The organism is Photobacterium phosphoreum (assembly GCF_002954725.1).
In the GTDB taxonomy this organism is placed as follows: domain Bacteria; phylum Pseudomonadota; class Gammaproteobacteria; order Enterobacterales; family Vibrionaceae; genus Photobacterium; species Photobacterium phosphoreum.
The window spans coordinates 334,059-350,930 of sequence record NZ_MSCQ01000001.1 but is presented as its reverse complement, the minus strand read 5'-3'; the positions used below and the strand labels follow the sequence as shown (position 1 = coordinate 350,930).

The following is a 16,872-nucleotide window of genomic DNA, read 5'->3' as shown; positions in this document are numbered from 1 at the left end:
GATAAAATAACAACGCTTAGGAGCAACGATATGGGCCTGTTTGACAAATTAAAGAAAATGGTTTCTGACGACAGCAGCGAAGCTGGTATTATTGAAATTATTGCACCTCTTTCTGGTGAAATCGTTAACATCGAAGATGTGCCTGATGTAGTATTTGCTGAAAAAATCGTTGGTGATGGTATCGCTATCCGCCCAACTGGCAACAAAATGGTTGCACCAGTAAACGGTACTATCGGTAAGATTTTTGAAACTAACCACGCATTCTCTATTGAGTCTGACGATGGCATCGAGCTTTTTGTTCACTTCGGTATTGATACTGTTGAACTTAAAGGCGAAGGTTTTACTCGCATCGCTGAAGAAGGCCAAACTGTTAAAGTTGGCGACACTATCATCGAATTCGATCTTGCACTTCTAGAAGAGAAAGCTAAGTCAACATTGACGCCTGTAGTTATCTCTAACATGGATGAGATCAAAGAGTTAATCAAGCTATCTGGTGCTGTAAACGTTGGTGAAACACCAGTACTACGCATCAAGAAATAAGATTGTTAATATCTTAATAAAAAACGCAGCTTTCTAGCTGCGTTTTTTTATGTCTAAAAATCCTAATCAGCATCTAGTAGCCCACCCTATATCCCCTGACACGCGTTAACTATCCAATTTAATACCATGACATCAATAATAACGAATATGTGAGTCAGCGAGACTATGGCGCGATTGTATCAATACTCTTAATTGGTTGGTTATACCAATCACAATAAGTTTCTGACTTCATTGAATGTCCTCTTTCGTCATTCCCTACAGTGAATGCCCGCGAGGGCGATAGGGAATCTAATGCTTTTGAAAGATGACCACTTAATTAATGGGATTAGTATTAGTTAGTTAGTTAGTTAGTTAGTTAGTTAGTTGATTGGTTGGTTGGTTGGTTGGTTGATTGGTTGATTGGTTGATTGGTTGATTGGTTGATTGGTTGATTGGTTGATTGGTTATATTAGAAGGAAATACATCACGGCAAGCAATAACGAAATAGGATTAATCAGCAGATCAAAGATTGAGTGGCATTCTGATAATAAACAACCAGTCATAAAAAAACGCCACTAAAAAATAGTCGCGTTTCTTAAGTATAATTGTCATAAATTATCAATTGATGGCTTATGCAGTCATCACCTCAACCTGCAATTTAACATGCTCACAATTTGGCTCACCTGATTCAAATAACATTGGCATATTTAATCCAGTCGATAATGTTTGTGCCAAAATAGTCCGCCAGCCACCGTCATCTAATCGTTCTTGTACTTTAAATGCAATACTCACACTATCTGCTGAAACGTCTAACAGTTGTGCTTTACCCACGACTTCACGGTATGAATGATGATTATCCTGACTCAAACCTTCAAAAAAAATGGTTTCTTCACCGGGTAATAAAGACAATGATGTATTGACCATTTGACGCAAGCGACAAGCACTGTGCATTTCAAAACTAATATCGAGCAACCAATCAGCCATAGCTAATGGGCTCAATAATGTACTAAGAAATAATTGCCCTTTACCCATTCCGAACATTTCCATTACGACTACCTCTTACAAGCTAATGTGCAAATACATCCTTCACTCGTGAGCTTCGAACTAAATACAATCCAAGCCAAACGGTTAATAACAAGGTTAATGCACGGACCCAAGAAAATGCACCTTGACTCAACACGAGATGATATATTTGCAAAGCAAAATCGATACTGTAAGCAGCTATTAATAATTTTTTTCCATGCTGCCACAGATAATGTATAACTTTATTAGTGCTACTACGCTGACCTGATAACCACATTAATAATAAGGCTGGGCTTCCCAACACCATGCCGATATAAAGTGTGTCTCGCAGCGGATAAATCAATTCAAGTAGTTGCCCACCTTGTGTTCGACTAACCCCTGCCATGACAAAAATCACCAGTGCTTTCGCATTAAAAATCAACGTAAGCCATAACATCTTATTTAATTTTAACTGCCCATGCTCATCGTAGGCATTGATAGGATAAAGCAAACAACTTCCCTCACACTTGTTCAACTTAATACGCATCAATCTCGATAGCATCAGCACACTATGGCTTAATTCGACTCTAATCGATCACTGCATATTAAGTACTATTTAAGCGTTATTTTTGTGGAACACCGCACTTTTCATTTATTTATATTGCCGCACAAGTCACGTTTTTTGATCTAATACCAACAAGTTATGGTCATTTATCAATCAACAACACCGCCAAAAGCATCAAACTAAATTCTTTCTAATCATAAAGTTACATTATGAATATAGTATTAACAGATTATTCATTTAAATCTGAAACTTTCATACAAAAATAACAATCTATATAAAAAAACACACATATGACAATAACCTCATTGATGACATCGCTACTGCTAAGATTAAGTAATCAGATATACTAACATTTACCTATCATTCATCTATTAAGGTCAATAGTGCGCATGGCGACCATCAAAAAAAATGCTACTCCCTCTGCAGAAACACAAATAGAAGCATTGAGAGTGGCTAAGGCTACGCAAAAAGAAGGCCAAACCAAGGAACAAACTAAACTGATCGCACAAGGAATTCAGAAAGGGATTGAGCAATATAAAAAACAACAAAAATCCAAAGCCAGAGATCGTGATAAATTAAAGAAAAAAACAACCCAATCTAAAAATAATCAGTCAGAGACTATCGATAATCCACTACCCGCCCCACAAATTATCTATAAGCAACATTGGCTACCATGGGGGATTATTGTGGCTTCTTGGATTGGTTTTGGTGCTTATTTAGCGTATAGCAACGTACTATGATGAGAGCAAATATGAAGATTGTTGGCTTTATAACAGCATTAAGTGGGTTAATCAGTGGTTGCGCTGATCCACAATCAACGCCATGGCAGCGTCAAATAGACACCCCATGCGATAATAAATCCCATTGTGTATCAACTATCGAACAGCGTGAAAAATTTAAGCTAGCCCCTTTTACGCTTACTCCTAAAGGTATACAAAAGTGGTCAGATATTGTTGCTCTTGCGCAAACATTGCCGGGAGCAAAACTGATCGAGCAAGATGAGCATTATTTTCATATAGAAGTTCGCAGTGCGGTATTTGGATTCATTGATGATTTTGAAGTTAAACAACAAGCCCAGCAACTCCAAGTAAGATCTATTTCCCGTAGTGGCTACTCTGATTTTGGCGTAAATCGTAAACGTGCTCAACAATTTAGAACGTTATTGGTCGAGCAACAGCTGATCCATGATACATCCACCAGCAACTGATTTGCTAACCACAATGAACATAACAAAAAGCCATGGTCACCTTAGTATTCACTATGGCAACCATGGCTTAACAATCATACTGTTATGACGATTTAATCCAGTTTTTTATCTTTACCTAACGACAACAGCCACACGCTTACCGCAGCTACAGCCACAAAACCAGACAAAATAATCATTGGCATCGCGATATAACCCAGCGTATGCCAAATTACCGATTCTAGCGTACTCATCGTTTCTCCTTAGCTTATTGCCATCCAGCTACATCTTTCATGTCAGGCAACTTGTGAGCAATCCCTTTATGGCAATCAACACAGGTTTTATCACCGGAGGCTAATGCGGTTGAATGTTGCTTAGCACTACGCGGGGCTTGCTCAGAAAAATCCATATAATTGAACTGATGACAATTACGGCATTCTTGAGAATCATTATTCTTCATTCGTTGCCATTCTCGCTCGGCAAGGTGACCACGGCGAGCATTGAATTTTTCAGGAGTATCAATCGTGCCCATCATGTGCGAGAAAATCTCTTTTGATGCCTGTACCTTACGCACAATTTTATCGGTCCAATTGTGCGGCACATGACAATCTGAACAAATCGCTCTCACGCCAGAACGGTTTGAAAAATGTATGGTTTCTTGAATTTCTTTAACGATTGGCGCATGACATCCCGCACAAAATTCTTCAGAGTTGGTTTTTTCCATCACGGTATTAAACCCGCCCCAGAATAATAACCCGCCCATAAATCCCATAAAAAGCACTAATCCAACCGCCACTTTACTGGGTGTTTTTAGTCGTAACCAAAATGTTTTTAACAACTTCATAGGTAAACCCTTTTTACTATTCAGTCACGATTAACGTAGTGCATTGACACGCTTGAAATCATTTTCAACCAAGGGTTTTGCATCCGCTTGTGGCACATGACACTGCAAGCAAAAATAACGACTTGGTGAAACATCAGATAACACTTGGCCTTGCTGTGGTGACACATAGTGAGTAACGCTGATCTTGGTCGCACCCATTTCTTTAGCGTTTTTCCAGCTATGGCACGCTAAACATTTATTGGCATTGAGCGACACTTCATAATGACGAATGCTATGAGGGATCAATGGTGGCTGATAAACATAGTCACTATCAATAAGGCCTTGATCTTTAGGGTAGTGTTTCATTGGATCCGCTGGACGTGTTGTCTCTAACTCAACCATTCCTCGTAACGACTCAACGCCGCCGATACCACCAGGGTTATCCAGTTTAGCTGCCGCTGCAATATTTGCGGCGGTTGCGGTTGCTGCTGCCGAATCACTATCATCACTATGAGCAATTCCGGTCAGCATTAGCCCTGCGACTAATGCGGCAAAAAATAATCGTTTCATGCTGTTCTCCGTTACTAGGCATATTCTAGTCACAGCGAACGACAACAATCGTTCGCTGAATTAATTGATTAGATCTTGGTGATCTTAATAGGACACTTTTTAAAATCTGTCTGTTTCGACAATGGATCCGTCGCATCCAAAATCAATTTATTAACTAAAATATTGGCATCAAAAAACGGTACAAAAACCAATCCTACTGGAGGGCGATTACGACCACGGGTTTCAACTCGACAACGCACTTCACCACGACGAGAAGCTAATAACACCTCATCGCCACGACGAAGATTACGGGCTTTTGCATCTTGAGGATTGATATAACACCACGCATCAGGCACTGCTTTATATAATTCAGGTACACGGCGGGTCATGGTGCCAGTATGCCAATGCTCTAGCACTCGCCCAGTACACAGCCACATATCATAATCTTTATCAGGCACTTCTGGTGGCGCTTCATAGGGTGCTGAAATAATAAATGCTTTTCCATCAGGCTTGCCATAGAAGTCCCAACCTGATCCTTTTTTAGCATACGGATCAGAGCCTTCTTTAAAGCGCCATTGGGTTTCTTTACCATCGACAACCGGCCAACGTAAACCACGTACTTTATGGTAGGTTTCATAAGGGGCAAGATCATGTCCATGCCCACGTCCAAATGTGGCATATTCTTCAAATAAGCCTTTTTGAACATAACAATCTTGCGCTTGTGCATCATCATTTAATGGTTGCGCTTGCGTTAATGGGTACTTATCAACTTGGCCATTGCGGAACAAAATGTCATACATGGTTTTGCCACGGTATTGCGGCATCTTATTAAGCAGCGCTTCATCCCAAACTTCTTCAACCTTAAACCGCTTGGAGAACTCCATGATCTGCCATAAATCAGATTTCGCTTCACCCGGCGCTTTAACTTGCTGATACCACACTTGAGTACGACGTTCAGCATTACCGTAAGCCCCTTCTTTTTCTACCCACATTGCGGTTGGTAAAATCAAGTCAGATGCTTGCGCTGTAACGGTCGGATAAGGGTCTGAACACACGATAAAGTTATCAGGATTACGATAACCTGGTAAGCGTTCCTCATTAATATTTGGGCCCGCTTGCATGTTGTTATTACACATCACCCAATAAGCATTTAACTTACCGTCATTTAGCATTCGATCTTGCTGTACAGCGTGATACCCAGGTTTAGGTGGGATCGTGCCTTCAGGAAGCTTCCAAATGTTTTCAGCAATAGCGCGATGCTTAGGATTAGTGACCACTAAATCTGCTGGTAAACGGTGAGCAAAAGTACCCACTTCACGGGCAGTACCACACGCAGAAGGCTGGCCCGTTAATGAAAATGGGCTATTCCCTGGAGTTGATATTTTACCGGTTAATAAATGCAAGTTATAAACCAAGCTTTGCATCCACACACCACGAGTATGTTGGTTCATACCCATAGTCCACAGTGACATTACCTTGAGATTAGGATCAGCGTAATACTTCGCTAATTCAACTAACTTTTCAGGCTCAACCCCAGACATTTGGGATGCTTTTTCAAGAGTATAATCAGCCACTGACGCTTTATATTCCTCAAACGTCATCGGGAATAAATCGCCAGAGTTAGGGTTAGCCGCTTGCTTTTGTAATGGGTTATCATCACGCAGACCATAACCGATATCTGTTTGAGCACGTTTGAAATGGGTATGTTTATTCACAAAGTCCCAATTCACTGCATCATTTTCAATAATGTAATTGGCAATATAGTTAGCAATCACTAAATCAGTTTGTGGGTGGAAGATCATGCCGTTATCAGCAAGTTCAAACGAACGATGCTCATAAGTCGATAATACATTGACTTTGACATGAGGATGACTCAAACGACGATCAGTCAATCGGGTCCACAACACCGGGTGCATTTCAGCCATGTTTGAGCCCCACAGCACAAACACATCCGCATGTTCTAAATCGTCATAACACCCCATTGGTTCATCAATACCAAAAGTACGCATAAAACCGACGACTGCAGATGCCATACAATGACGGGCATTAGGATCAATGTTATTAGATCGAAAACCTGCCTTCATCATTTTAGAAGCAGCATAGCCTTCCATTACTGTCCATTGACCAGAGCCAAACATACCGACACCCGATGGACCTTGCTTTTTCAATGCCGCTTTCCACTTCTCGGCCATGACATCAAAGGCGTGATCCCATGAAACAGGCGTAAACTCGCCCTCTTTATGGTATTGGCCATCTTTCATGCGTAATAATGGGGTTTGTAAGCGATCTTTACCGTACATTATTTTCGATAAAAAATAGCCTTTAATACAGTTGAGGCCTTTATTTACCGGAGCTTGAGGATCGCCTTGAGTTGCAACCACCCGTCCATTTTTAGTACCCACTAAAACTGAACAGCCAGTGCCACAAAAACGACAAGGCGCTTTATCCCATTTAATGTTGGTTTCATCAGAACTCACAATTAAATTCGTCGCTGATGCAGGTAACGAAATACCCGCTACCGCAGCAGCAGACGCTGCAGCATTTGCTTTCACAAATGCTCTTCTTGTCATTTTCATAGCTTACCCTCAGCGTGTGTATCGTAGTGCTCAATATGGTGATAGACCAAAAAAGTGATTAACACGTGGTCTAAATTGTTAATTTTATCAATTGCATCAGTTACGTAGCCTTGGTTCTCTGTCTCAAGTACTACGATAATTTTACCTTCTTCACTTGTCGCAGGAATTTCAGTATTCGGTATAGCTAAAATTTGTTGGCTGATCGCGGCGAGATATTGTGGCTTAACGTGAACGATAAGGCTTGAGGTATGCACTTCATGTAATGTCATGTTTACTCTCTATAATGTTTAAATTTAAGGCGTTATCATTTCAATTGCAGCCACCGGACAGCCACTTATGCAAGCACCACAACCACTGCAATCAACCGTATTGATTATCGGTTGTGCAACCTTCCCCACTTGCAATGCAAAAGTGATGGCTTGAATTTCACATTGGTCACCGCAACTGCGGCATTCAATATTATTCAGTGCAATACACGATGAATTAATGGTCGCTATATGTGTCCATGGCAATTGGTACTGTGGTTCAAATAAAGGTTCAGGGCACACTTCTGCGCATTGATAACAAAAGCTGCACTCTCCTTCACCATGATTAAAGTCCACCACAGGGAAGCCACCATCGCCTTTAACGATGACGTTAGTTTGGCAAGCATCAACACAAGCATTGCAACGCTGACAATGATCAGTAAAAGTGTTGTCATTCTTTATCCAAGGTAAACGTTGCTGTTGGGATGGCTGTTGACGAGTAAATAAACTTCGACGCGAACGATTAATCACAGCCCTCTCCTTCATGCGTACAGTAAATAGTGACAAATCATCGCTCTCACACCATTCACTTTCTATTAATGTTCTTTTACGTTATTTTTAAATATCGTCATAACTGCGAACATACCCACAAAGGGGTAATTGCCTTCATACATTGATCAGGATCAATAAAACATACGCAGTAATGGCTAATATTTGCTAAAAAAAATCGCTTAATTCACCATTGAAAAATTAATATGATAGAAATGACACTAAAAAATAATCACCGCCACTCCATTCTATTAATAATTTTTCACATACACAGGTCGCTAATCCACAATGCAACAACAAAAAGTCAATTCGGTTACCACTACAATTGGTCGTTCAATGGTGGCCATTCTATTTTTAGTTTCTGCCACGAGTAGCTTAGCGTTATGCATGTTAGTTTCGAGCCTTAACGATGCTGCCGCCATCAATACTGCGGGCTCGTTAAGAATGCAAAGTTATCGATTAGCATTTGATATTGAAACCCAATCACCGCGACTTAACCTTCATACTCTTGAGTTTGAACAATCCTTAACATCACCCACCATGCAAGCATTGCATCATTGGTATGTGCCGCAGAAAATACAGGATCATTACACTGAATTACTTCTTACTTGGCAGGCGGTGCGCTCACAGTTAGATCAAATGGATAAAAATGGATATTTAACTCAAGTCGCGCCGTTTGTTGAGCGGATTGATCAGTTTGTGTTTGAATTACAACAATCATCCGAAAATAAATTGTATCTATTGGCATTAATTAGTGCGGTGGGGTTATTGCTGATTTTAATGGTGGTGTTATTTACGATTCAGTTCACACAGCGAAAAATAGTGGTGCCGCTCAATCAATTAATGGCGGGATGTAAACAGATTAAACAGCATCAGTTTGCCTTAACGATTAATAATAAAAGTGACAATGAGCTCGGTATTCTTGCGCGTACATTTACGCAAATGGCGGTGGATCTAGATAACTTTTATTCAGATCTAGAACAGAGTGTTAGTGAAAAAACCCATCGGCTACGCCATGCGAATGAATCACTAAAAGTACTCTACAATTGCTCACAACAGTTATCCGTTAGTCGTTTAACACATCAACATTTTCAGCATATGCTAGAAACATTAATTGCCATTGATGGTTTAACGGCAGCCAAACTGATTATTGAAGAATCCAATGACACCACCACAAAAATCACCGTGGGTGAGTACCAGTCAACAGCTTGGCATCAGCAGCCATTACTGATTGATGGCGAAATGATGGGTCAGTTATGGTGGCAATACCAATTACCCTGCCCTGATCTGGCTTTGATCGAAAATATCGCCAATATTTTAAGTCGCGGTATTTATTACAATCGCACCCAAAAACAAACCGAACAATTACTGTTAATGGAAGAGCGTGCCACTATTGCTCGAGAACTGCATGATTCTCTGGCACAATCATTATCGTATTTAAAAATCCAATTAACGATATTAAAACGGCAACTCAATACCAATACCAATGATAACCAGCAACAAACAGTACAAGTCATTGATGAAGAACTCTCTAATGCTTATACCCAATTACGAGAATTATTAAGCACATTTAGATTAACCATTAAAGAGGCTAATTTTAGTGAGGCACTCAATCAATTATTGACGTCATTACAAGATCAAACCTCGGCGCAATTTCAGGTTGATAACCAATTACCCTCAATGGCATTGATTGCCCATAATCAAGTCCATTTACTACAAATTATTCGTGAAGCGGTATTAAATGCCATCAAGCATGCCGATGCCAGCCACATTAAAATAGCTTGTCACCAACAACAAAACGTCATTAATGTTGAAATTGCTGATGATGGAATTGGGTTTGATCCTTCAAATTCAAAACTCAATCACTATGGCTTAAATATTATGCAAGAACGAGCCTCTCGCTTAAAAGGGGAATTAATCATTCATTCTCAAATCGGCCTTGGCTGCCAAGTTAAGTTGCAATTCGCATTATCAGAAGGATAAAAAGATGACACCTTGGAAAGTAATGATCGTTGACGATCATCCTTTAATGCGCAGAGGCATTGGCCAGTTACTGAGTTTTGATACTGCATTTGATGTGGTTAGTGAAGCAAGTAATGGTAATGAAGCGATTGCACTTGCTCACAAAAAACCCGTAGACCTAATTTTATTAGATCTCAACATGAAGGGAATGTCAGGTTTAGACACTCTAATAATGCTACGTAATGAAGCCATTGATGCTTGTATTGTTATTCTGACAGTTTCAGATAATCATGCCGATATTAAAACGCTTATTGATGCAGGGGCTGATGGCTATTTACTTAAAGATACAGAGCCTGATGAACTCGTGGCATTATTAAAAAATGCCTTAACTGGCGGTAAAGCATACAGTGATGTAGTAACGGATTTTTTAAGTAATAACGGTACGAATGATACGATTTTTTCGAGCCTGACAGACAGAGAAAAGCAGATATTACAAGAAGTTGCTAAAGGTTACAGTAATAGAGTTATTGCTGAATCATTATTTATTTCAGAATCAACGGTCAAAGTGCATATGAAAAGTTTATTGCGTAAGCTACAAGTAAAATCACGCACTGCAGCAACGGTACTTTATTTACAAACGTTAGGTTATTAATATGACGTTACTAATAGTCGATGACTAACGCCATAAAAAACCGCAGTGCGACCGATCTATTTCTAGTTAAAAACACACTGCGGTCAGTATTACTCTTGCGCTGCCATTGCGCTGGCTTACAACGCTAAAGAAGCCATTAAATCCTGCTCTCGTGACTCGACCCATTGCAGATCAAAAGGTCCCCAATCACTTAATTTATAATAGCCATCATTATGACGGCGTCCATCTTGAATAAAGGTCAATTCAATCCCTAACCCTGGTAGGGCTTTTAATACATCTTGAATTGTCCGTCGCGGCCAACCTGTTTGCTCAATTAAACGAGGAACATTAGGGCGTTCTGTATGTTCAACAAGTAACGCCAGATAAAGTCTACGGGCAAAAACTGGATTCAGTTCCATTGGGGCCTCCATAATATACTGTGTCTATTATTGCCAGTTCTTAAACAAGGATGTTGCGTTTGATCAACGAGACATTCGGTTTAATCGTTATTAATACGTATAAAAGCGAGTTTGACCTCATTTTTATGATAATCATCATTATTATTACTTACGCTAAATAACTACCAATAAAGGGCAATGGTTGCGATAACCTAATAATCTCGCTATAAAAGACCACTACTTATTATAAAAAAAGCCGGCCTAAATATGACTACAATTGCTTACGGTATAAAAAATTGCGACACCATCAAAAAGATGAAGCAATGGTTCGCCACTGAAAATATTGCGTATCAATTTCATGATTACCGCACCGATGGTATTAATCTGACGTTACTTGAAACCTTTGAAGCAGCATTAGGTTGGGAGGCGATGGTCAATAAACGTGGCACCACTTTCCGCCAATTAACCACAGAACAAAAAGCCGACTTAAACCGTGAAACAGCATTGCAATTAATGTTGGAACAACCCGCCATGATTAAACGCCCATTATTGCAACACAATGATCATTACGCCTTAGGTTTTAAGCCTGATCAATACCACGCTATTTTTCTTACTAAATAACAAGGATACAAGGATGTCTGACAGTCCCGTTATTACACTAGCAAAAGACTTAATGAGCCGCCCTTCAGTGACCCCTGAAGATGCTGGCTGCCAAACCGTAATGATCGAGCGCTTACAAGCGTTAGGGTTCGTTATTGAAACAATGGTATATGAAGATACCACTAATTTATGGGCGCGCCGTGGTACACAAGCACCACTATTTGTGTTTGCAGGCCATACTGATGTTGTGCCTTCTGGCCCTGTAGAACAATGGCATACCCCTCCTTTTGAACCGACTATTATTGATGGCTACCTGCATGGACGAGGGGCTGCTGATATGAAAGGTTCACTGGCGTGTATGGTGGTGGCGATTGAGCGTTTTATCGCACAAAATCCCAATCATAACGGTTCGATTGCACTATTAATTACTTCTGATGAAGAAGGTCCTTTCATTAATGGTACCACTCGCGTTATTGATACACTTGAAGCGCGTAATGAAAAAATAGACATGTGTATTGTCGGTGAGCCATCAAGCACCCATGCTGTGGGTGACATTGTTAAAAATGGTCGTCGTGGTTCAATTACTGGCGATCTGATTGTCAAAGGGATTCAAGGTCATGTTGCCTACCCACATTTAGCCAATAATCCAATTCATAAAGCACTGCCCGCTCTGGCTGAGTTAGCAACAACGCATTGGGATAATGGGAATGACTTCTTTCCACCGACGAGTTTTCAAATTCCTAATGTCGCCGCAGGGACTGGCGCATCAAATGTCATTCCCGGTCAATTTGAGGTGCAGTTTAATTTCCGTTTTAGCACAGAATTAACCGACGCCGATATTAAACGTCGCGTTCATTCGATACTGGATGCGCATGGCTTAGACTATGATTTAACATGGACTTTAAGCGGTCATCCGTTTTTAACAGGCAGTGGTACGTTAGTTGATGCAGTCGTGGCTGCGATCACTGAGATAAACCATACACCACCACAATTACTCACGACTGGCGGTACGTCTGATGGGCGTTTTATCGCACGCACAGGCGCACAAGTGGTTGAACTAGGACCGGTCAATGCGACGATCCACAAAGTGAATGAATGCGTGAAAGTCACTGATCTTGAAAAACTGACTGACATGTATCAGCGTATTCTGAGTAATATCTTATAATCACGCTCGCATTTTTTATCCACAGAATAGCTGTTCAAGTAACCCTATTGAACAGCTAATAATGCGATAGTTGGTAGATAATTATGCATTGTTGTGATGACTAACTCATCGCAGCTAACGCATATTATTGATACTCTATTATTATGGTTTAGGCTCATAATCAATCACACTTATTGCATCCAGTGTGTTGAGATAATGATTATTGTTGTGAGGTGAATATGGAATGGCTTTTTAACCCTTGGGTTATCTGTGTAATTATAGTTGCAGTGGTTGCCAGTAATATATTAGCGTTAAAATATACCGCTTACATGCGTACCGGACTCAAAAAAAGACGCCAGCAACAGCCACCACGTGATGAGTCTCTACCATCAAAAAGCGCTGACAATAACCATACGTTAGATAAAAATAACTCGCAGGATAAAAATGACTGATATCAAAACACTAGACAGTCGTATTGTGTATCAAAATAAATGGATGACAGTACGCGAAGATAAAATCCAGCGTCAAAGTGGTGCCGAAGGTATTTATGGGGTAGTAGAAAAACCTGATTGTGCCGCTATTTTAGCCATTGATAATGGCTATATTCATTTGGTACAACAATTTCGCTATAGCATTCAACAACGATGCTGGGAAATTCCACAAGGTGCTTGGGAGGCAAATCCTGATGCCGATCACCTTGATCTTGCCAAAGGCGAATTGCAAGAAGAAACGGGATTAGTCGCAGATGAAATGACCTATTTAGGTAACCAATTTATTGCTTATGGTTTTTTAAACCAAACCTGCCATATCTATTTAGCAACCCAATTACATACTGCGCCTGAGCAACACCGAGATGTTGAAGAAGAAGATTTGATCAGCCAATCTTTTGCTATTGCCGACTTTGAAGCAATGATCATCAATGGCGAATTAAAAGACTGCGTTACGATTGCCGCGTATGGGCTTGCAAAACTTAAACAAGTGATCTAAGTGATTAAACGTTAATCTACGCCAATCAAAAAACAATAAAAAAGCTGCCATTTTATCGGCAGCTTTTTTGATATTTATTCGCTTCTGGTATTCGTTACGGGCGGCTTAGGTAATCAGCAATACCGACCCACTTATAACTGGTCAATTCTTCTAAGCCCATAGGGCCGCGAGCATGCAGTTTTTGCGTTGAAACCGCCACTTCTGCACCTAAACCAAATTGCGCACCATCAGTAAAACGAGTTGATGCGTTAACGTATACCGCTGCTGAGCCTGCTGCATTCACAAACCGCTCTGCTGCTTGCAAATTATTGGTTAAGATCGAATCTGAATGGCTAGCATTATGTTTACGCATATGGAAAATAGCTTCATCGACGTTCGCAACCACTTTCACGCCTAACGTATAACTTAGCCATTCGGTATCAAAATCACCCGCTTCCGCTTTACGTAACAGGCTTGCTTTACCTTCAAGTAAATTAAACGCAGCATCATCAGCCACTAATGTCACTTGAGCTTTATTCATACATTCAACTAAACGTGATAAGAATGTCGCAGCAATTTGCTCGTTAACCAGCAATGTATCCAATGAATTACATGCAGAAGGACGTTGCACTTTCGCGTTTTCAACCACATCTAACGAGCGTGATAAATCCGCACTGTCATCAACATACATATGGCTAATACCAAAGCCACCAATGATCACTGGAATAGTGCTATTTTCTTTACACATCTTATGTAAGCCAGCGCCACCACGAGGGATAATCATATCAACGTATTGATCTAACTTTAATAACTGCGATACGTATTCACGATCAGGTTGTTCAATATATTGCACTGATGCCGCAGGTAAACCCGCTTTAGCCAATGCCGCTTGAATCACTTTAACTAATGCCATATTGGAATGGAAAGTCTCACGACCACCACGTAAAATACTCGCGTTACCTGTTTTAAGACAGAGTGCTGCAATATCAATGGTTACATTAGGACGCGCTTCATAAATCACACCAACAACACCTAATGGCACTCGACGACGACTTAAACGCATGCCATTTTCAAGTACACGGCTATCGAGTTCAGCACCAACGGGATCATTTAAATTAATCACATTACGGACATCATTGGCAATCGCACTGATGCGATCATCATTGAGTAATAAACGATCAATTAACGCATCTGACATACCACTTGCAATAGCCGCATCAATGTCTTGTTTATTTGCCGCAAGAATCGTCGCTTGATTCGCTTCTAATTCATCCGCAATAATCGCCAATGCAGTATTTTTTACTGCCGTTGCTGTGGTAGCTAATTCAAACGCAGCCTGCTGCGCCGCTTGTCCCATTATTTCAAGATTCACAATAATTCCTTACTTAAATTCGAATCGACTGATGAGTTAACGATGTGACTTACCACAGCTATTAAATAACAACCATATCATCACGGTGAATCGCGGCATGACCATATTCATAACCTAAAATATGATGAATATCATGACTATGCTTACCCGAAATTTTAATCATATCATCACTTGAATAACGGCTAATACCACGTGCTAGTAATACATTTTTGTCATCAAAGATTCGCACAACTTCGCCACGTTCAAATGTGCCTTTAACCTGTGTGATACCCTTAGCAAGTAAGCTACTGCCTTTTTGTTGTACCGCAATAGCTGCACCATTATCAATCACAATATCGCCTGCTGGCGGAGGACCGGCAAGGATCCATTGTTTACGACCTTCAAGCGGTGATTCTAATGGTAGAAAACGTGTACCCACTGCTTTACCTGCCGCAAGATCAACAATCACATCAACTCGACGTCCAGCTGCGATAATCACTTCAATGCCAGCACGACAAGCCACTTCAGCGGCCTGTAGCTTGGTTGCCATACCACCCGTACCTAAACCGCCAACGGTACCGCCAGCTAATTTACGTAATTTATCATCAATGGTATGCACTTCATGGATCAATTCAGCATCAGGGTTACTACGTGGATCTGCTGTAAATAAGCCAGCTTGATCAGTCATTAATAATAGTTTGTCAGCACCGCCTAAAATACCCACGAGTGCAGATAGATTATCATTATCACCGACTTTAATTTCTGTGGTTGCTACGGCATCGTTTTCATTTACAACCGGAACAATACCATTATCTAATAATGCCACTAACATATCGCGCGCGTTTAAATAACGCTCACGATCGTTTAAATCAGCGCGGGTTAATAGCATTTGACCAATGTTGATCCCATAAATGCCAAACAAGGTTTCCCACTCTTGAATTAAGCGTCCTTGTCCAACAGCAGCAAGTAGTTGCTTACTCGCCATGGTTTTGGGTAGTTCGGGGTAACCTAAATGCTCACGACCAGCAGCAATTGCGCCAGAAGTAACAATAATAATTTTATGCCCTTGACTACGTAACATAGCGCATTGACGCACTAACTCAACCATATGAGCACGATCAAGTTTTAGTGTGCCACCTGTTAGCACGCTAGTACCTAGTTTGACAACAATTGTATGGGTTGCTGCACCAGCGGCAACGTCTTGCTTTTGAGCATTAGATTTTTTTGAATCAGCCATGGGATCAAACAATAGATTGAAATAATAAATGTCCTTTGTTGTATCAATCCCTACCGGAAAGCACAAGAAAAAAACAATGACAAAATCAATATTAATGGGCTTTAGCGGGTTGTTGAGGCATAAACACTCAAAATTAATAATCACACCACCACATAGCGACAATATTACGACTTATTTATTGTAATTCAATAAAATCACAATCCAATGTCGCTAGTGGTAATGACATCTATTTTTAGGCAAAAATTGTTTTATTTCGCTAATAATTCAGCAAGTGGTGTTTGCGTTAAGGTTGCTGCTGGTACTAATGTTAACTCACACTCATCCACAATAAAGGGGGTCAGTTTAGGGTAGAAATCAACCAAGGTTTTTAATACCGCATCACGATGTTTAGCGGGTAACTTACCATTAGCCCACTCACCTGCTGCGTTAAAACGACCAAAATCATATTCATATTCATAGCCCGTTTCTGTGGCTGTCATTACCAACCACCAGCCCCAAAATTCACGCAGTTCAGGGTCTTTTTCAGCATTAACACAACTGGCTAGACAATCAAAAAAGAACCGTTGTGGCGT

At 40.5% G+C, this 16,872-nt stretch carries 21 protein-coding genes; 9 read left to right on the top strand and 12 right to left on the bottom strand.

The annotated features are described in order from the left end of the window. Positions 1–30: 30 nt before the first annotated feature. Positions 31–540: a PTS glucose transporter subunit IIA gene (crr, locus tag BTO21_RS01480; protein WP_045026902.1), complete on the top strand. Its 510-nt coding sequence runs from the start codon at positions 31–33 to the stop codon at positions 538–540. Between the two features lie 609 nt (positions 541–1,149). Here the strand turns inward: crr and BTO21_RS01475 are convergent. Together BTO21_RS01475 and BTO21_RS01470 are read right to left on the bottom strand one after the other, a co-directional pair. Continuing rightward, positions 1,150–1,566, bottom strand: coding sequence for a hypothetical protein (locus BTO21_RS01475; protein WP_232572766.1), 417 nt, complete (start codon positions 1,564–1,566; stop codon positions 1,150–1,152). A 19-nt stretch (positions 1,567–1,585) separates the two neighbouring features. Then, on the bottom strand, positions 1,586–2,032 hold the full coding sequence (locus tag BTO21_RS01470) for a DUF2919 domain-containing protein (protein WP_045026900.1): 447 nt from the start codon (positions 2,030–2,032) through the stop codon (positions 1,586–1,588). 443 nt (positions 2,033–2,475) lie between these two features. Here BTO21_RS01470 and BTO21_RS01465 point away from each other — a divergent pair, with 443 nt between their 5' ends. Then, positions 2,476–2,826 carry a DUF2956 domain-containing protein gene (locus tag BTO21_RS01465; RefSeq protein ID WP_065208612.1) on the top strand — a complete coding sequence of 117 codons (351 nt, stop codon included), beginning with the start codon at positions 2,476–2,478 and terminating at the stop codon, positions 2,824–2,826. Continuing rightward, positions 2,823–3,293: a DUF1499 domain-containing protein gene (locus BTO21_RS01460; protein ID WP_232572765.1), complete on the top strand. Its 471-nt coding sequence runs from the start codon at positions 2,823–2,825 to the stop codon at positions 3,291–3,293. The genes BTO21_RS01465 and BTO21_RS01460 overlap by 4 nt, the downstream gene beginning before the upstream one ends. A gap of 92 nt (positions 3,294–3,385) precedes the next feature. Here BTO21_RS01460 and BTO21_RS01455 read toward each other — a convergent pair whose 3' ends face one another. The 6 genes from BTO21_RS01455 to napF form a co-directional block, all read right to left on the bottom strand. Beyond that, positions 3,386–3,523 carry a TIGR02808 family protein gene (locus BTO21_RS01455; protein WP_065193058.1) on the bottom strand — a complete coding sequence of 46 codons (138 nt, stop codon included), beginning with the start codon at positions 3,521–3,523 and terminating at the stop codon, positions 3,386–3,388. A gap of 14 nt (positions 3,524–3,537) precedes the next feature. After that, positions 3,538–4,113, bottom strand: a complete 576-nt coding sequence (locus BTO21_RS01450; protein ID WP_045026895.1) for a NapC/NirT family cytochrome c — start codon at positions 4,111–4,113, stop codon at positions 3,538–3,540. Positions 4,114–4,143: 30 nt separating this feature from the next. Next, on the bottom strand, positions 4,144–4,662 hold the full coding sequence (locus BTO21_RS01445) for a nitrate reductase cytochrome c-type subunit (RefSeq protein ID WP_045026893.1): 519 nt from the start codon (positions 4,660–4,662) through the stop codon (positions 4,144–4,146). Between the two features lie 68 nt (positions 4,663–4,730). After that, positions 4,731–7,217 (bottom strand): periplasmic nitrate reductase subunit alpha, encoded by a 2,487-nt coding sequence (napA, locus tag BTO21_RS01440; protein WP_045026892.1) that lies wholly within the window; start codon positions 7,215–7,217, stop codon positions 4,731–4,733. Continuing rightward, positions 7,214–7,486 carry a chaperone NapD gene (locus tag BTO21_RS01435; protein WP_045026890.1) on the bottom strand — a complete coding sequence of 91 codons (273 nt, stop codon included), beginning with the start codon at positions 7,484–7,486 and terminating at the stop codon, positions 7,214–7,216. The genes napA and BTO21_RS01435 overlap by 4 nt, the downstream gene beginning before the upstream one ends. Before the next feature lie 24 nt (positions 7,487–7,510). Further along, a complete protein-coding gene (napF, locus tag BTO21_RS01430) occupies positions 7,511–7,993 on the bottom strand; it encodes a ferredoxin-type protein NapF (RefSeq protein WP_045026889.1) in 483 nt (160 codons plus the stop codon). Positions 7,994–8,299: 306 nt separating this feature from the next. Here napF and narQ point away from each other — a divergent pair, with 306 nt between their 5' ends. Both narQ and BTO21_RS01420 read left to right on the top strand, forming a co-directional pair. Beyond that, a complete protein-coding gene (gene narQ / locus BTO21_RS01425; RefSeq protein ID WP_045026886.1) occupies positions 8,300–9,994 on the top strand; it encodes a nitrate/nitrite two-component system sensor histidine kinase NarQ in 1,695 nt (564 codons plus the stop codon). A 4-nt stretch (positions 9,995–9,998) separates the two neighbouring features. Next, positions 9,999–10,625: a response regulator gene (locus BTO21_RS01420; protein WP_045026885.1), complete on the top strand. Its 627-nt coding sequence runs from the start codon at positions 9,999–10,001 to the stop codon at positions 10,623–10,625. Positions 10,626–10,741: 116 nt separating this feature from the next. On the opposite strand, the gene BTO21_RS01415 is transcribed toward BTO21_RS01420, so the two are convergent. Then, entirely contained in the window at positions 10,742–11,023 is a 282-nt protein-coding gene (locus tag BTO21_RS01415; RefSeq protein ID WP_045026883.1) for a winged helix-turn-helix domain-containing protein, read from the bottom strand. 246 nt (positions 11,024–11,269) lie between these two features. On the opposite strand from BTO21_RS01415, the gene BTO21_RS01410 reads away from it, so the two are divergent. From BTO21_RS01410 to BTO21_RS01395, 4 genes are all read left to right on the top strand, one after another. Then, positions 11,270–11,623, top strand: a complete 354-nt coding sequence (locus BTO21_RS01410; RefSeq protein ID WP_045026882.1) for an ArsC family reductase — start codon at positions 11,270–11,272, stop codon at positions 11,621–11,623. A 13-nt stretch (positions 11,624–11,636) separates the two neighbouring features. Continuing rightward, positions 11,637–12,767: a succinyl-diaminopimelate desuccinylase gene (gene dapE, locus BTO21_RS01405; protein ID WP_045026880.1), complete on the top strand. Its 1,131-nt coding sequence runs from the start codon at positions 11,637–11,639 to the stop codon at positions 12,765–12,767. Positions 12,768–12,985: 218 nt separating this feature from the next. After that, complete coding sequence (locus tag BTO21_RS01400; protein WP_065193053.1) at positions 12,986–13,198, top strand: DUF2897 family protein; 213 nt, start codon at positions 12,986–12,988, stop codon at positions 13,196–13,198. Then, on the top strand, positions 13,191–13,733 hold the full coding sequence (locus tag BTO21_RS01395; RefSeq protein WP_045026878.1) for an NUDIX domain-containing protein: 543 nt from the start codon (positions 13,191–13,193) through the stop codon (positions 13,731–13,733). The genes BTO21_RS01400 and BTO21_RS01395 overlap by 8 nt, the downstream gene beginning before the upstream one ends. A gap of 94 nt (positions 13,734–13,827) precedes the next feature. On the opposite strand, the gene BTO21_RS01390 is transcribed toward BTO21_RS01395, so the two are convergent. The 3 genes from BTO21_RS01390 to BTO21_RS01380 form a co-directional block, all read right to left on the bottom strand. Continuing rightward, complete coding sequence (locus BTO21_RS01390) at positions 13,828–15,084, bottom strand: glutamate-5-semialdehyde dehydrogenase (protein WP_181314160.1); 1,257 nt, start codon at positions 15,082–15,084, stop codon at positions 13,828–13,830. 61 nt (positions 15,085–15,145) lie between these two features. Then, positions 15,146–16,300, bottom strand: coding sequence for a glutamate 5-kinase (gene proB / locus BTO21_RS01385; protein WP_045026875.1), 1,155 nt, complete (start codon positions 16,298–16,300; stop codon positions 15,146–15,148). Between the two features lie 248 nt (positions 16,301–16,548). Further along, positions 16,549–16,872 (bottom strand): Crl family RNA polymerase assembly factor (locus BTO21_RS01380; RefSeq protein ID WP_105026661.1); only part of this gene is annotated, 324 nt, incomplete at its 5' end.

Bases quoted from the DNA above. Each gene is read 5' to 3' on its own strand.
- BTO21_RS01420 (WP_045026885.1), top strand. From the start codon at position 9,999: ATGACACCTTGGAAAGTAATGATCGTTGACGATCATCCTTTAATGCGC.
- BTO21_RS01455 (WP_065193058.1), bottom strand. From the start codon at position 3,523: ATGAGTACGCTAGAATCGGTAATTTGGCATACGCTGGGTTATATCGCG.
- BTO21_RS01450 (WP_045026895.1), bottom strand. From the start codon at position 4,113: ATGAAGTTGTTAAAAACATTTTGGTTACGACTAAAAACACCCAGTAAA.
- crr (WP_045026902.1), top strand. From the start codon at position 31: ATGGGCCTGTTTGACAAATTAAAGAAAATGGTTTCTGACGACAGCAGC.
- BTO21_RS01410 (WP_045026882.1), top strand. From the start codon at position 11,270: ATGACTACAATTGCTTACGGTATAAAAAATTGCGACACCATCAAAAAG.
- BTO21_RS01395 (WP_045026878.1), top strand. From the start codon at position 13,191: ATGACTGATATCAAAACACTAGACAGTCGTATTGTGTATCAAAATAAA.
- proB (WP_045026875.1), bottom strand. From the start codon at position 16,300: ATGGCTGATTCAAAAAAATCTAATGCTCAAAAGCAAGACGTTGCCGCT.
- napA (WP_045026892.1), bottom strand. From the start codon at position 7,217: ATGAAAATGACAAGAAGAGCATTTGTGAAAGCAAATGCTGCAGCGTCT.
- BTO21_RS01400 (WP_065193053.1), top strand. From the start codon at position 12,986: ATGGAATGGCTTTTTAACCCTTGGGTTATCTGTGTAATTATAGTTGCA.
- BTO21_RS01435 (WP_045026890.1), bottom strand. From the start codon at position 7,486: ATGACATTACATGAAGTGCATACCTCAAGCCTTATCGTTCACGTTAAG.
- BTO21_RS01460 (WP_232572765.1), top strand. From the start codon at position 2,823: ATGATGAGAGCAAATATGAAGATTGTTGGCTTTATAACAGCATTAAGT.
- BTO21_RS01415 (WP_045026883.1), bottom strand. From the start codon at position 11,023: ATGGAACTGAATCCAGTTTTTGCCCGTAGACTTTATCTGGCGTTACTT.
- narQ (WP_045026886.1), top strand. From the start codon at position 8,300: ATGCAACAACAAAAAGTCAATTCGGTTACCACTACAATTGGTCGTTCA.
- BTO21_RS01445 (WP_045026893.1), bottom strand. From the start codon at position 4,662: ATGAAACGATTATTTTTTGCCGCATTAGTCGCAGGGCTAATGCTGACC.
- BTO21_RS01475 (WP_232572766.1), bottom strand. From the start codon at position 1,566: ATGGAAATGTTCGGAATGGGTAAAGGGCAATTATTTCTTAGTACATTA.
- dapE (WP_045026880.1), top strand. From the start codon at position 11,637: ATGTCTGACAGTCCCGTTATTACACTAGCAAAAGACTTAATGAGCCGC.
- BTO21_RS01465 (WP_065208612.1), top strand. From the start codon at position 2,476: ATGGCGACCATCAAAAAAAATGCTACTCCCTCTGCAGAAACACAAATA.